Genomic DNA, 13,305 nt, shown 5'->3' on the forward strand with positions numbered 1-13,305 from the left:
GTCGGGAGGGGTCAGAGCACCCGGCCGCGGCACTCGCCGAAGCCGATGCGGACACGGCCTTCGCCTTCGCACCAGGCGCGCAGGATCACCTCGTCGCCACTTTCCAGGAAGGTGCGCTGCTCGCCGCTGGCCAGCGACAACGGCTGCTTGCCGCCGAAGGTGCTCTCCAGCAGGCTGCCGAAGGCGTCGGCCTCGGGGCCGGACAGGGTGCCGGAGCCGAACAGGTCGCCCGGCTGCAGCTTGCAGCCGCCCACTGCGTGGTGCGCCACCAGTTGGGCCACGGTCCAGTACATGTGCTGGGTGTTGCTCAGGGCCAGGCGCTGCGGCTGCTGGCCGCGTTCGCGCATGGCGGCGGTCTGCAGCAGCACCTCCAGCCTGATGTCGAAGGCGCCACGGGCCTGGTCGTTGGCGTCCAGCAGGTAGGGCAGCGGTTGCGGGTCGCCTTCCGGGCGCGCGGGCTGGGCGGTACGGAAGGGCTCCAGGGCCTCGGCCGTCACCACCCAGGGCGAGACCGTGGTCGCGAAGTTCTTCGCCAGGAAGGGGCCCAGCGGCTGGTATTCCCAGGCCTGCAGGTCGCGTGCGGACCAGTCGTTGAGCAGGCAGTAGCCGGCGATGTGCTGCTCCGCCTCGCCAATGGCGATGGCCTCGCCCATGGCATTGCCCTGGCCGATCCAGATGCCCAGTTCCAGTTCGTAGTCCAGGCGCTTGCTGGGGCCGAAGTTCGGTACTTCGGCGCCCGGCGGCAGGGTCTGGCCATTGGGGCGGTGCACCGGGGTGCCGGAGACGCACACGGTGGACGCGCGGCCGTGGTAGCCGATGGGCACGTACTTGTAGTTGGGCAGCAGCGGGTTGTCCGGGCGGAACAGGCGACCGACGTTGTTGGCGTGGTGGATGCCCACGTAGAAGTCGGTGTAGTCGCCGATGCGTGCCGGCAGGTGCAGCTGGCAGTCGGCGGCGGCCGGTAGCAGCTCGGCGCCGAGGGCTTCGAGGCGCGCCTGGGCGGGGCTGCCTTCGGCGAGCAGCTCCTGCAGCTGGCGGCGCAGGGCGCGGCGGGCGTCGGCGCCGAGGGCGAAGAAGGCGTTGAGGTCTTCCCCGGCGGCGACGCGCGCGGCGTCCGCCGCTTCACCTTCGAACAGGCCGGTGGTGGTGGCGACCTTGAGGTCGAGAATCTGCTCGCCGATGGCCACGCCACCACGCGGGGTGCCGCCCACCGGGCTGAAGATGCCCAGGGGCAGGTTCTGCAGGGGGAAGTCGGGGTGGCCGTTGGCGGAGGCTATCCAGCTGCGGCGTTGGTCTATCTGGGTCATCGGTCAGTTCCTGCCATTGAAGGTCTTGGCCATGCCGTTCCAGCAGGCGTCGTAGTCGTTCTGCAGCTGCGGGCATTCGAGGGCATGGCGGCTCGGCCGCAGCACGCGGCCGGTTTCGAACATGAACGCCATGGTGTGATCGAGCTTGTGCGGCTTGAGTTCCGCGTTGATGGCGGCGCTGGTGCTGGCGTTGTCCGGGCCGTGGGCGCTCATGCAGTTGTGCAGCGAGGCACCGCCAGGGGTGAAGCCGCCGGCCTTGGCGTCGTAGGCGCCCTGGATCAGGCCCATGAACTCGTTCATCAGGTTGCGGTGGAACCACGGCGGGCGGAAGGTCTTCTCGGCCACCATCCAGCGCGGCGGGAAGATCACGAAGTCGACGTTGGCCATGCCGGGGGTGTCGCTGGGTGAGGTCAGCACGGTGAAGATCGACGGGTCCGGGTGGTCGTAGCTGACCGTGCCGATGGTGTTGAACAGGCGCAGGTCGTACTTGTAGGGCACGTTGTTGCCATGCCAGGCGACCACGTCCAGGGGCGAGTGGTCCAGCTCGGTGGCCCAGAGCTCGCCGAGGAACTTCTGCACCAGGGTCACGGGGGCGTCGATGTCCTCGAAATGCGCCACCGGGGCGAGGAAGTCACGCGGGTTGGCCAGGCCGTTGCTGCCGATGGGGCCGAGGTCGGGAATGCGCAGTGCGACGCCATGGTTCTCGCAGATGTAGCCCCGGGCGCTCTCATCCAGCAGCTCGACGCGGAACTTCATGCCACGCGGGATCACCGCGATCTCCAGGGGCTCCACGTCCAGCAGGCCCAGCTCGGTGGCCAGGCGCAGGCGGCCCTGTTCGGGGACGATCAGCCATTCGCCATCGGCGTTGAAGAACACGCGCTGCATGGAGGTGTTGGCGCGGTAGATGTGCACGCTGACACCGGACGCCTGCTCGGGGTCGGCGGTGGCGGCGATGGTCAGCAGGCCGTCGATGAAATCGGTGCGCTCGGCGGGGATGTCGTGGGCGTCCCAGCGCAGGCGGTTGGGTTCGACCGGACCCAGCTGGCGGCCGGGAATCTGCCGCTCCAGGCGCTGGAAGCGCGGGTGCGCGGCGGACGGGCGGATGCGGTACAGCCAGGTACGGCGGGCCTCGGCGCGGGGCACGGTGAAGGCGGTGCCGGAGAACTGCTCGGCATAGAGCCCGTAAGGCGCGCGCTGGGGCGAGTTCTGCCCGCTGGGCAGGGCGCCCGGCAGCGCTTCGCTGGTGAACTGGTTGTTGAAGCCGGATTGGTAGGCGAGGGGCAGCGAGGAGCTCATGAGAACCTCTGTGTTTTTTGTAATTGAATTACGGATAACGTAATTTGAAAGCCTGAGGGGGTCAAGCTATAACAGCGCCTCCATTGCCAACCGAGGTAGTAGATGGCCATCCAACGGGACGACGCCGAGGCGCCCAAGCGGCAGAAGGTGCAGGCGGCCGAAGTCGGCACCGACATTCTCAAGGGGCTCGCCGAACTGGCGCCGGCCACTTCCCTGTCACGCCTGGCGGAGCATGTCGGCATGCCGGCGGCCAAGGTCCACCGCTACCTGCAGGCGCTGATCGCCAGCGGCTTCGCCGAACAGGACGCCGCCACCAACCATTACGGCCTGGGACGTGAGGCGCTGTTCGTCGGCCTCGCCGCCATCGGCCGGCTGGATGTGGTGCGGGCCGCCACGCCGCAGCTGTCGGAGCTGCGCGATGCGCTCAACGAAACCTGCTTCCTCGCCGTCTGGGGCAACAAGGGGCCCACCGTGGTGCATGTCGAGCAACCGCTGCGCGCGGTGACCCTGGTCACCCGCGTGGGCTCCGTGCTGCCGCTGCTGGGCTCCTCCACCGGCCTGGTATTCGCCAGCTACCTGCCCGACGCCGAGACGGCGCCGCTGCGCGAGGAGGAGGCGAACCTGCCCGGCGTGCCCGATGCCAAGGCGCTGCGCAAGCAGATCGCCGAGATCCGCGCCAGCGGCCTGCACCACGTGCATGGGCTGCTGATGCCGGGGGTGAACGCGCTCTCCGCACCGGTGTTCGCTGTGGGTCAGCAGATCGCCGGGGTGGTCACCGTGGTCGGCGCCGCCAGCGGCTTCCAGGCCGAAGCCAGCGGCCGCGCGGCGCAGTTGCTGAAGCAGGCGGCCGAATCCATCACCGCGCGCATGGCGGGCATTCGTCCGGCTTGAGCATCTGCCCTGTTCAGTCCGTAGGATGGGTAGAGCGAAGCGAAACCCATGCGGTTGGCGCTGTGCGGTGGTAGTTCGCGGAGCTCGAGGGATGCCGCCCTACCCATCCTGGAGTCGCGGGTGATGCCCATGAAAAAGCCCGCTGATGCGGGCTTTTTCGTTGCGGCGGTGACTCACTCGGTGGCGAGCACGCCCCGGCGGATCTGGTCGCGTTCGATGGATTCGAACAGCGCCTTGAAGTTGCCCTCGCCGAAGCCATCGTCGCCCTTGCGCTGGATGAACTCGAAGAACACCGGGCCCATCAGGGTTTCCGAAAAGATCTGCAGCAGCAGGCGACGGTCGTTCGCATCGGCGGAGCCGTCGAGCAGGATGCCGCGGCTCTGCAGCTGCTCCACCGGCTCGCCGTGGTTGGGGATGCGCCCTTCGAGCATCTCGTAGTAGGTGGTCGGCGGGGCGGTCATGAAGCGCATGCCCAGGGCCTTGAGGTTGTCCCAGGTGCTGATCAGGTCGTCGGTGAGGAAGGCCACGTGCTGGATGCCCTCGCCGTTGAACTGCATGAGGAATTCCTCGATCTGCCCGGCGCCCTTGGAGGATTCCTCGTTGAGCGGGATGCGGATCATGCCGTCCGGCGCGGTCATGGCCTTGGAGGTCAGGCCGGTGTACTCGCCCTTGATGTCGAAGTAGCGGATCTCGCGGAAGTTGAACAGCTTCTCGTAGAAGTCCGCCCAGTAGGCCATGCGGCCGCGGTACACGTTGTGGGTGAGGTGGTCGATGATCTTCAGCCCCGCGCCCTTGGGGTTGCGGTCCACGCCCTCGATGAACTCGAAGTCGATGTCGTAGATGGACGAGCCCTCGCCGAAGCGGTCGATCAGGTACAGCGGCGCGCCGCCGATGCCCTTGATCGCCGGCAGGCGCAACTCCATCGGGCCGGTGGGGATCTCGATCGGCTGGGCGCCCAGCTCCAGGGCACGGGCGTAGGCCTGGTGCGCGTTCTTCACGCGGAAGGCCATGCCGCATACGGACGGGCCGTGTTCGGCGGCGAAATAGGACGCGAGGCTCTTGGGCTCGTTGTTGAGGATCAGGTTGATCTCGCCCTGGCGATACAGGTGCACGTCCTTGGAGCGGTGGGTAGCCACCTTGGTGAAGCCCATGCTGGCGAAGATCGGTTCCAGCAGGTTCGGCACGGGTGATGCCAGCTCGATGAATTCGAAGCCCATCAGGCCCATGGGGTTTTCAAAGATGTCGGCCATGTTCTGGCTCCTTGCAGTGGCGCGCGGCGGCGCCTGAATCGGATGAAAGTCGGTACGGCGGCGATTCAGGCGTGCGAGGGCGGCGCGCAGGAGACTCCGCGCACGCTGCGGGCGAGAAAATCGCCGATGGTGACTTTGAAACCGAGGGTCTGCATGTGCGCTCCTCAGGCCGGCTTGTCGGCCTGGGCGTCCGGGTGGGCGGTGCGGAAGGCCGGGTGCTCCAGGGCCAGGCGCTCGACCCTGAGAATACGCGGGTAGGGCGCCAGGTCCACGGCAAAGCGTCGGGCGGCGTAGAGCTGGGGCAGCAGATAGACGTCCGCCAGGCCCGGCTGGGCGCCGAAGCAGAAACCGTCGTCACCGATCAGTGCCTCGACGGCGGCCAGGCCTTCGTTGATCCAGTGGCCGATCCAGGCGCTCACGCCGTCCTCGTCGGTGCCCATCTTGCGCAGGCGGTTGAGCACCGCGACGTTGTGCAGCGGGTGGATATCGCAGCCGATCAGCGCGGCGACCTGGCGCTGGCGTGCACGCTGCAGCGCATCGCCCGGCAGCAGGGGCGGCTGCGGGTGGGTCTCTTCGAGGTATTCGATGATGGCGGGTGACTGGATCAGTACCTCGCCGGAGTCGGTGCGCAGGGCGGGGACGCGGCCCTGGGGGTTGATCGCGCGGTACGCCGGCTGGTGGTGCTCGCCGCCGTCGCGGATCAGGTTGACCGGTACGTGCCGGACCTCCAGCCCCTTCAGCGCGAGCGCGATGCGTACGCGGTAGGACGACGTGGAGCGGTAGTAGGTGTACAGGTCCATGGCAGGCACTCGCAGGGCAGCGCGTCGGTCGGCAGGCTCACCGCTGACGCTGTTGTTTTCATAATCTATTTACACTCTGCGTAATTTTTGACGCTGCGGCAAGTCCGGCGTTCGAATAATCCGCTCGCCTGGGGCATCCGGACGTTCGAGTCCCCAGGCGGGCGGGATGTTCCGCCGCCGCTCAGCGACAGGGCGCCAGCCTCGTGCGCGCGCCTGCGGGGCTGAGCACCGGCGGCCCGTGCCGGGTCGCGGCGGCTGTCATTCCGGCTGGTAGTCCAGGGAACGTCGGGACGACTCCGGCAGTGCCAGGCCACCGGCCAGCGCCAGCAGCGCAATGGCGATCAGGTAGAGGGCCGGTGACAGGCGGTCGCCGGTCTGCTCGATCAGCCAGGTCGCCACCAGCGGTGCGGTGCCCCCGAAGACCGTGTACGCCAGGTTGTAGGTGAATGCCGAGGCGGTGTAGCGCACCTGCGTCGGGAACTGTTCGGACAGCAGCACGGCCGTCACCACGCCACAGATCACCGCCCCCACCGCCAGCAGCATCGCCCCTAGCGCCGCGGCCAGCAGGCTGCCCGACGCGGCCAGCACGAAGGCGGGGTAGACCGCGACGATCAGGCAGGCGCACCCCGTGACGATGGTGCGCCGACGCCCCACCCAGTCCGAATAGCGCCCCACCAGCGGGCACAGCAAGGCGGCGAACAGCAGGGCCATCAGGCTGGCGAGCAGGGCGGTCGGCCGCGAGGCACCGCCGACCACCTGCATGTAGGTGGTGAGGTAGGTGGTGAAGGTATAGAACGACAGCGCCGTGGCGGAAATGAAGGCCGACAGGCAGAGGATGGTGCGGCCATGCTCCTGCAGGGTTTCCTTCAACGGCGAGTGGGCGGCCTGCGGGGCCGCCGCCAGGGCACGGAACGCCGGCGACTCGTCCAGGTGCAGGCGCATGTACAGGCCGATCAGCCCCAGGGGAGCCGCGACCAGGAAGGGCACGCGCCAGCCCCAGCCCTGCATCTGGGCCTCGGACAGCAGCAGCCCCATGCCGAACACGATGCCTGCGGCGGCGGCGAAGGCCATGAACGTCGACACCGGGACGAAGCTGCCGTACCGGGCCTTCTGCTCGGGAGGCGCGTGCTCCATGACGAACGCGCAGGCGCCGGCGTACTCCCCGCCGGCGGAAAAGCCCTGGATGCAGCGGGCCAGGGCCAGCAACAGCGGGGCGAGCAGGCCGATGGAGGCATAGGTCGGCAAGAGGCCGATCAGCGTGGTGGCCGCGGCCATCAGCAACACCGTGATGGCCAGGATGCGCTTGCGCCCGACCTTGTCCCCGAGGATGCCGAAGACGATCCCGCCCAGCGGGCGCAGGGCGAATGACACGGCAAACACGGCGAAGGTCTGCAGCAGCGCGAGGGAGGCATTGCCCGGTGGGAAGAACAGGCTGGCGAGGGTCACCGCGAGGAAGCCGTACACGGCAAAGTCGAACCATTCGACGAAGTTGCCGATGGCCGAGGCGGCGATGACCTTGCGCAAGGTCGCCGGATCGACGGATGAGGTGGCGTGGGAAATATCCTGGATGGTCATGGTCGCTCCGAGCCTTCCGGTGGTCACGGACGCATCCAGCCTGGGCCTTGGCGTCCTCCTGCCGGCAACCTACCGAGCCTGCCCGCGACCTGGCCCCCCGGATGCGACCCGCAGCCAGCCGACAGCGACACCGGCGCGACCCTGCCCGGTTCCTGCCGCAGCCGGTGCGACCGGGCCGATGGCGGGCATTTCCGTGCCTGCACCCGCAGGGGCACAAGCACGGAACTGCCGGCTTGGGGCCCGGCGCAGGCCGGGCTCAGGCACCGCCCCGGAAGCAGGAGACGCCCCAGGCGGTGAGCTTGAAGGGCAGGTGGTAGTGCTGCCCCGTATCGGCGATGCCGAAGCGGTAGACCAGCAGGTCGAGGAAGGCCGGCTCGGGTAGGACCATGCCCTGGGCGCGGTAGAAGTCCGCCACCTGCAGGCTGACTTCGTAGACACCTGCGCTGCAGCGCCCGGCTTCGCCGGCCAGCCCGGCGAGCAGGCCGTCAGCGCCGATGCGCCCGGCGTGGATCAGCTCGCGACGCTCGCCTTCCAGGCGCTCCACCTGCAGCTCCAGCCCTTCGGCGACGCAGCCACGGGCGACGTCCACGACATGGATGGAAAGGCCCTTCACGTCCAGAAGCCCTCGTGGGGCGCCGCCGCTTCGTGTTCCAGCATCGGCCCCAGCACCGTGACCTGGCGCTGGCCCCGGGCGAACACCTCGCGGCAGGGCAGGGAGAAGGTCGGGTTCTCCGGGTGGGCCCCGGTCAGCCCCAGCAGCGCGTGCTCCGAGAGGGCATAGACCACCCGCCCGACACCGGTCCAGTACACCGCACCGGCGCACATGCAGCAGGGCTCGGCACTGGTGTAGAGGGTGCATCCGGCCAGCTCCTCCGGGCCCAGCAGGCGCGCGGCCTCGGCCACCGCCACCAGTTCGGCGTGCTGGGTCGGGTCGCCTTCAGGTGGCATCGAGTTGTTGCCGGCACGGGCGATCACCTTGCCGTCGCGGTCGGCCACCAGGGCGGCGAAGGGATGGCGGCCGCGCTGGCGCGATTCCCGGGAAAGGCGGATGGACTCGCGCAGCAGCTCCAGGTCGAGCTCGGTGACCCCGGCAGGGACCAGTTGGGTGAAGGTCATGGGTGACTCCTTGGCAGTGGGTGCGCAGGGCGCGGGAAATCAGTCGGCGAGGTCGGTCGCACCTTGGGCGTGCGGCTCGCTGTGCGCGCGGCCGTTGAGCAGCAGGTTGAGGACGATGGCGGTGATGGCGCCGAGGAAGATGCCGCTCTCCAGCACCAGCTTCAGGGCGCCATGGGCATGGGCGAAGAGGGCGGGGAAGGACATCGGCAGCACGCCGACGCTCACCGAGACGGCGACCACGATGGCGTTGCGCGTGCCTTCGAAGCGCACCCGCGACAGCTCCTGGATGCCCGCCACGGTCGTCATGCCGAACATCACGATGGCGCCGCCGCCGAGCACCGGCGTCGGCACGGCAGCGATCAGCGCGCCGAGCTTGGGGAACAGGCCCATCAGCACCATGATCCCGCCGGCCGCGGCCACCACGAAGCGGCTCTTGACCTGCGACAGGGCGATCAGCCCGGTGTTCTGGGTGAAGGCGTTGTAGGGGAAGCTGTTGAACAGCCCGCCGATCACCGTCGACAGGCCGTCCGCGCGGAAGGCGTTGCCCAGGGTGCGTGCATCGATCGACCTGCCGGTGAGCTGGCCGATGGCGAGGCAGTTGCCGGTGGTCTCGGCCATGATCACCAGCATCGCCAGGGTCATGATCAGGATCGGCGTCAGCGAGAACTGCGGCGCGCCGAAGGCCATGGGGGCGGAGAGTTCGAACCAGGCCGCCTCGCCGACACGGCTGAAGTCGGTCATGCCGCATGCCGCCGCCAGCAGGCTGCCCAGCAGCAGGCCGATGAGCACGGCGAGGTTGCCGATGAAGCCGGAAAAGCGCGCGTACACCACCAGGGTGATGGCCACCGTGGCCAGGCCAAGCAAGAGGTTGGCCGGGGCGCCGAAATCTGCCGCGCCGGGGTTGCCGCCGCCGAGCCAGATGGCGGCGGCAGGCATCAGCGAGATGCCGATGGTGGTGATCAGGCTGCCGATCACCACCGGTGGGAAGAAGCGCAACAGGCGGCTGAACACCGGCGCCAGGGCGATGGTGATGGCACCGGCGGCGATCACCGCGCCGAACACCTGGGGCAGGCCGAACTCCTTACCGATCATGATCATCGGCGCCAGGGCGATGAACGAGCAGGCCTGTACCAGCGGCAGGCGCGCGCCGAATTTCCAGAAGCCCAGGGTCTGGACCAGCGTGGCGATGCCGGAGGTGAGCAGGTTGGCGTTGATCAGCAGGACGATCTGCGCATTGCTCAGGCCCAGGGCGCTGCCGAGGATCAGCGGCACCGCCACGGCGCCGGCGTAGAGCACCAGCACGTGTTGCAGGCCATAGGTGAGGAGCTGTCGCACCGGCAGAAGCTGGTCGACGGGATGGGGCGTGGGGTGGCTCATGGGGGCGTTCTCCTGAAGGTGCAACGTTTCTTGTTATGGGATTCGGGTTGCCCAGCGTTTCGAGGAGGCAGTGCTGGCTCGCCCGCATCTTCAGGGGCTTGTTGGCGATGGATCAAATGAATAACCATCGTCTTCATCGATGGTTGGAGGGTGGTGCGATGCGGTTTTCTCTCGATCAGCTGCAGGTGTTCGTCGCCGTGGTGCAGGCCGGGTCCTTCTCGGCGGCGGCGCGGCACCTTGGGCGCACCCAGTCCACCGTCAGCGCCGCCATCGCCAACCTGGAGGCCGACCTGGGCGTCGAGCTGTTCGACCGCTCCACGCGCATTCCCGGCCTCACCGCCGCTGGCCAGAAACTGCAGCTGGAGGCCGAGGCCGTGCTGGAGCGCTGCCTGGCGTTGCAGGGCCATGCCGACAGCCTGGCGGGTGAGACCGAAGCCCACCTCACCCTCGCCATCGAGGTGCCCTACAGCACGGTCATGCCGGTGCTGTGCGAGTTCGAGCAGGCCTTTCCCCATGTCGACCTGATCGTCCGCCACCCGCACAGCGGCGATGTCGCCGGCATGCTCCAGCGCGGCGAGGTGGAACTGGGCATCGCCTTCTCCCAGCCGGAATACCCGCGCGAACTGGAGTTCCAGCAGATGGGCAAGCTGGTGATGGTCCACGTCACCCACCCCGGACATCCGCTGGCCCAACGCGGCGAGGTCGGCTTCGCCGACCTGCACGCCCACCGCCGCCTGGCCTTCAGCGCCCACGCCAGCAAGCTGCCCAGCAGCGAATACCTGCGCGCCACGCGCCTGTGGCAGGCGGAGAGCTACATGGCCCTGGTGGAAATGGTCCGCGCCGGCCTCGGCTGGGCGACCCTGCCGCGCCAGCTCGTGCGCCGCGAGCTGGCCGCCGGCGAGCTGGTGGAGCTGCAGCTCGCCGCCTACCCCTTCACCGACTGGCTGGTGGGCGTCGACCTGCTCTGGCAGCGCCGCCACGGGCGCGGCCAGGCGCAACGCTGGCTGCGCGAGCGGCTGATGCGCAACAAGGTGTTCGAGCTGGACAGCCAGGGCCGGGCGACGACCCTGTGAAGTGCGTGGCAGCCCGGTTCAGCGAGGGGCGCGGGTGCGGTGGGCGTCCCGGGCTGAAGCCCGGGCTACGGGGCTCGCGCCGTGCGATCAGACCACTGCTTCAAAGCGGTTCCCCAGCCGAGCTGCCCGCAATCCCCTCGATCATCGCCTTGACCGCCGCCTCGCTGTCCACCGAGGCGGGCGCGGAGACGCGGAACTTGAGCATGCTGTCGCCCAGCTCGAACAGGTAGAGCGAGGAGCGGATCGGTTGCACTTCGCCGGCGAAGGGCTCGACGAATTCGAAGTCCGCGCGCAGGCCGGTGATGGCCTGGCCCCGGTAGTCCAGGGTCACCGGTTGCTCGCCGACCAGCTTGCCGGTCTTGTGGAGGGCGAGGATTTCCTGCTTCTGCTGTTGCTGGTGGTTGAGCACCAGTTGGTGCCGGGCTGCTGCGCTGACATCCGCCGGTGAGCCGAACGAGCTGCCCTGCGGCGCCGGGTAGACATAGGCGTTGAGGATGACGGGCTGGGCGATCAGCTCGGAGTTGTAGGCCACCATGATGTGCCGGGCCTGCTCGTCGAAGCGCAGGATCCGGGTGCGGAGGAAGATGCCGGAGGTGGTCGGGAAGACGATGCCGGTGCCGTCGTGCCGGTAAGGGCCGGCGGCCGGGATGTCCTGGGGCAGGAACGGGCTGCTCTGGCCGGTCTGGCAGCCCGACAGGCCGAGGGCCAGCAGCAGGGCGATCAGGTATTTCAATGGGACGCTCCTTGTCGGGACGCCTCGGCGGGAGGGCGTCGGGCGGCAGAAATTAGCGTTTGGCCTGTGGGCTGTCCATGGCGGGTCGTGCTTATCGCGGCGTGCCGTCCACCCCCGCCTGCAACTCCAGCAACGGCACCGGCTTCGCGCCCTCGGGTGGGGTGAATACGAAGTCGGTGGGGCCGACCATGGGCAGGGTGTCCCACTGGTAAGTCACGCTGTGGCGCGGGCGCTCGGGTTGGTCGAGGCGGGTCAGCACCCTCTTGCAGGGCAAGGGCTCGTCGCCCTGGCGCAGCCAAAGCTGCCAGTCCAGCCCTGGCTGGCGGTAGGCGTAGTGTTCGCAGCTCTGGTCGCCGACCTGCTCGGTGCCGACATGCAGGGCGCTGCCAATGCCCACCCGCTGGGCGGTGTCCGGGCCCCAGTGGATGAGATCGGCCAGCGGCAGCTGGATGCCGTAGCGCTCGCCCAGCAGGGCCAGCAGTTCCTCCTGGCTGGTGGGTGCCACCTCCCGGCCGAAGTAGCCCTGGCGGCTGTCGTAGAGGGTGAACTGCTGGCCGTCGTAGAACAGGCTGCGCTGGTAATCGGGGCTCGTCATCTGCACGCGCAGCTTGTCCGGCGCGCTCACCAGCAGTTGGGTGCGGGCATGCACCACCAGCGCCTGGCCGTTTTCCAGCAACTGGTCGCTGTCGCTTTCGGCGTCTATGGCGTACTGCTGCAGGCCGCGCAGGTATTCGCCCATCCTCACCAGGGCGGCGAGGGCGCCGGGGTCGGGGGCGTCTTCCTCGGCGGCCAGGGCGGTGCAGGTGACGAGGGCGAGGGCCAGGACGAGCAAGGGGCGCTGGAGAGAGGCGGGCATGGCGGGTGACCTCGGTGCGAGGCTGTCGATGGTCGTTAGGTTCCAGGGCCGCGGAGTTGGTTCCGGCCGGCGGTTCGGCGGCGGCTGGCTAAGCTGTCCCGATCATCGATGAAGGAGCACGGCATGACCGCAAGGGAGATCCACAAGGTCCGCACACCCAGCCTCGCGCTGGCCTATGAAGAGCATGGCGCCGGGGACCAGGTGGTGATCCTGCTCCACGGTTTCCCCTATTCGCCGCGCGCCTACGATGCCGTGGCGCCGGCCCTGGCCGCGCAGGGAATGCGGGTGCTGGTGCCGTACCTGCGAGGCTACGGCTCCGGCCGTTTTCTTTCCGGCGACACCCCGCGCTCCGGCCAGCAGGCGGCCCTGGGACGTGACCTGCTGGACTTCATGGACGCGCTGGCGATCCCGCGCGCGACCCTGGTGGGCTACGACTGGGGCGGGCGCGCGGCGTGCATCGTCGCCGCGCTCTGGCCGCAGCGGGTGAGGGCGCTGGTGACGGGGGACGGCTACAACATCCAGGACATCGCCGCCTCGGGCATGCCGGCAGCCCCGGAGCAGGAGTTCCGCTACTGGTATCAGTTCTACTTCCACACGCCGCGCGGGCAACTGGGGCTGGAGGCGAACCGCCGTGCACTGTGCCGCCTGCTCTGGCAGCTGTGGTCACCCACCTGGCGCTTCGACGAGACGACCTACGCCGCGACGGCGGAGGCCTTCGACAACCCGGACTTCGTCGAGGTGGTGATCCACTCCTACCGCCATCGCTATGGCTACGCCCCGGGCGACCCGGCGCTGGAGTCCATCGAGCGGCAGCTGGCGGCGCAGCCGGCCATCGGAGTGCCGAGCCTCTCCCTTTGCGGCCTGGACGACGGCGTCGGCCCGCCACCGGAGGAAGACGAGGACGCTGCGCATTTCACCGGCCCCTACCAGCGCCGGCTGCTGCCCGGCGTCGGCCACAACATCCCCCAGGAGGCGCCGGATGATGTGGTCGCTGCGGTGCTGGAGCTGTTGCGACGCTAGGTTGGCCGCGA

Annotated in this window: 13 protein-coding genes; 3 read left to right on the forward strand and 10 right to left on the reverse strand. The window is 68.8% G+C overall.

Translation table 11 applies throughout. The annotated features are described in order from the left end of the window. Positions 1-11 precede the first annotated feature (11 nt). Positions 12-1,307: a fumarylacetoacetase gene (fahA, locus tag ACYJSS_RS21475; RefSeq protein WP_111260354.1), complete on the reverse strand. Its 1,296-nt coding sequence runs from the start codon at positions 1,305-1,307 to the stop codon at positions 12-14. Positions 1,308-1,310: 3 nt separating this feature from the next. Continuing rightward, the gene (gene hmgA, locus ACYJSS_RS21480) at positions 1,311-2,603 is read right to left on the reverse strand and encodes a homogentisate 1,2-dioxygenase (RefSeq protein WP_111260353.1); all 1,293 of its coding nucleotides are present in this window, start codon (positions 2,601-2,603) and stop codon (positions 1,311-1,313) included. 102 nt (positions 2,604-2,705) lie between these two features. Here hmgA and ACYJSS_RS21485 point away from each other — a divergent pair, with 102 nt between their 5' ends. Further along, entirely contained in the window at positions 2,706-3,494 is a 789-nt protein-coding gene (locus tag ACYJSS_RS21485; protein WP_111260352.1) for an IclR family transcriptional regulator, read from the forward strand. 173 nt (positions 3,495-3,667) lie between these two features. On the opposite strand, the gene hppD is transcribed toward ACYJSS_RS21485, so the two are convergent. The 6 genes from hppD to ACYJSS_RS21515 all read right to left on the reverse strand — a co-directional run bounded on the left by hppD (position 3,668) and on the right by ACYJSS_RS21515 (position 9,612). Beyond that, entirely contained in the window at positions 3,668-4,744 is a 1,077-nt protein-coding gene (hppD, locus tag ACYJSS_RS21490) for a 4-hydroxyphenylpyruvate dioxygenase (protein WP_111260351.1), read from the reverse strand. Between the two features lie 164 nt (positions 4,745-4,908). Beyond that, entirely contained in the window at positions 4,909-5,544 is a 636-nt protein-coding gene (gene maiA, locus ACYJSS_RS21495) for a maleylacetoacetate isomerase (protein WP_236204985.1), read from the reverse strand. Positions 5,545-5,802: 258 nt separating this feature from the next. Next, entirely contained in the window at positions 5,803-7,119 is a 1,317-nt protein-coding gene (locus ACYJSS_RS21500) for an MFS transporter (RefSeq protein WP_236204986.1), read from the reverse strand. Between the two features lie 256 nt (positions 7,120-7,375). Next, positions 7,376-7,732, reverse strand: a complete 357-nt coding sequence (locus ACYJSS_RS21505; RefSeq protein WP_236204987.1) for a hydroxyisourate hydrolase — start codon at positions 7,730-7,732, stop codon at positions 7,376-7,378. Continuing rightward, a complete protein-coding gene (locus tag ACYJSS_RS21510; RefSeq protein WP_111260347.1) occupies positions 7,729-8,235 on the reverse strand; it encodes a nucleoside deaminase in 507 nt (168 codons plus the stop codon). The genes ACYJSS_RS21505 and ACYJSS_RS21510 overlap by 4 nt, the downstream gene beginning before the upstream one ends. A 39-nt stretch (positions 8,236-8,274) precedes the next feature. Further along, entirely contained in the window at positions 8,275-9,612 is a 1,338-nt protein-coding gene (locus tag ACYJSS_RS21515; RefSeq protein WP_236204988.1) for a nucleobase:cation symporter-2 family protein, read from the reverse strand. Positions 9,613-9,770: 158 nt separating this feature from the next. Here ACYJSS_RS21515 and ACYJSS_RS21520 point away from each other — a divergent pair, with 158 nt between their 5' ends. Next, positions 9,771-10,685: a LysR family transcriptional regulator gene (locus ACYJSS_RS21520; protein WP_111260345.1), complete on the forward strand. Its 915-nt coding sequence runs from the start codon at positions 9,771-9,773 to the stop codon at positions 10,683-10,685. 100 nt (positions 10,686-10,785) lie between these two features. On the opposite strand, the gene ACYJSS_RS21525 is transcribed toward ACYJSS_RS21520, so the two are convergent. Together ACYJSS_RS21525 and ACYJSS_RS21530 are read right to left on the reverse strand one after the other, a co-directional pair. Then, on the reverse strand, positions 10,786-11,418 hold the full coding sequence (locus tag ACYJSS_RS21525) for a hypothetical protein (protein ID WP_236204989.1): 633 nt from the start codon (positions 11,416-11,418) through the stop codon (positions 10,786-10,788). A gap of 91 nt (positions 11,419-11,509) precedes the next feature. Continuing rightward, positions 11,510-12,274 (reverse strand): DUF2092 domain-containing protein, encoded by a 765-nt coding sequence (locus tag ACYJSS_RS21530; RefSeq protein ID WP_236204990.1) that lies wholly within the window; start codon positions 12,272-12,274, stop codon positions 11,510-11,512. A gap of 123 nt (positions 12,275-12,397) precedes the next feature. Between ACYJSS_RS21530 and ACYJSS_RS21535 the strand changes: the two genes are divergently transcribed. After that, entirely contained in the window at positions 12,398-13,294 is an 897-nt protein-coding gene (locus ACYJSS_RS21535; protein WP_236204991.1) for an alpha/beta fold hydrolase, read from the forward strand. Positions 13,295-13,305: the final 11 nt, after the last annotated feature.

Source organism: Pseudomonas sp. No.21 (assembly GCF_054558415.1).